Origin of the sequence: Neochlamydia sp. TUME1 (assembly GCF_000813645.1) — a bacterium.
Taxonomy (GTDB): domain Bacteria; phylum Chlamydiota; class Chlamydiia; order Chlamydiales; family Parachlamydiaceae; genus Neochlamydia.
The window spans coordinates 1-1,236 of record NZ_JRXI01000240.1; the positions used below are offsets into that span (position 1 = coordinate 1).

The 1,236-nt window shown below is 41.7% G+C and carries 1 protein-coding gene; it reads left to right on the forward strand.

What is annotated here, in order from left to right; all coding sequences use genetic code 11:
- Positions 1 to 208 precede the first annotated feature (208 nt).
- A complete protein-coding gene (locus DB41_RS10325; RefSeq protein WP_039387050.1) occupies positions 209 to 691 on the forward strand; it encodes a hypothetical protein in 483 nt (160 codons plus the stop codon).
- Positions 692 to 1,236 lie beyond the last annotated feature (545 nt).

The window sequence follows — 1,236 nt, forward strand, 5'->3', positions numbered from 1 at the left end:
GGATGATGGCTCTGTACATCACTTAAAGCTCCATCCATGAAGGGACCTGTAGTGCTACTAGAGTACAATGCTATTTGCATGATTTCAGGAGGATGGGATGGTGTGGCGCTTTATGGATCGATTTAATGAGGTAGTCTACATATATTTAACCAACCACTAATTTGTGTGGACAAGGGAGGTATTATAAAACTGAGATAGGAGTTGTTGGTTGTTGTTGCTTCCACAGCTGCTTCAAACACTCCCCCACCAGCCCACAACAGTCAACATGTCAACTCCTGAGTCATCAGTGAAGACTGCTGTCCTCAACCTGCCACTGAATCTGTCCTCCATGTCCAACAATGATGTGAAGAAGTGGTGCAAGGACAACTGGGCTATCATTGAGCAGGAGCACATCACCATAGCCAGCCTCAAGTCTCTTCTCAAGAAGCTCAGGGCCAGCAGGACAGCACTGAACAAGAAGGCAGCTATATCAAAGCTTCTGGAGATCATGAGGAAGGAAGAGGAGCAAGGGGAGGAGCAATTGATGAGGAGAGGTAAACAAAGCTGTGAGGAATGCAAAGAAGCTGACCAAACTTGGGAAGAAGAGGAGGAGGAAGTGGCTGAGCATGGTAGAGTGGAGCAGGAGGGAGGAGAAGTGGAGGAAGGAGATAGTGGAGGAGTCCATTTGGAAGCATGCTCACGTTGTCTCTGAGTCTTGGCTCCCTGACCCCACACTCCCACTGAACAAGAGGGCATGTCAGCTACTGGAGCTGTTGTACAACAAATTAGGTACAATTCCCATATTTTTCAGCATTTTTTATGTACACTATTCAAATCCAACACACGTCAGATTGTCAAACTGTACAATTTATTCCATATTACTTATAATTTTAACATGTTGTTCTAAGTATGTATTTTTTATGTACATTTCCCTTATCCAACACACATCTGATTGCACAATCAACTTGCACTCATTTAAGATGAGAGGTCAAAAATGACTGTGAAATTTTTGTTGTGTTAAAATGGTGTTAGAGCAAGTAGTTTCAAGTATTTAGGCCTATGTCAATTTTTTTTGTGCGATTTTTGGTTTTGAAGTGCTGGAATGATTTATGCAAGTAGTTTTGGTGCTTGTTTTTGAGAGATGACACAACAAATAGAAGAATAAATGGAAAGTAAAATTGATTTTATAGCACTAAAGTTGCATTTCAGATTGGACCTGTTTTCAGGTAATAAATTAGGTGCTTATTCCTGGTGTGC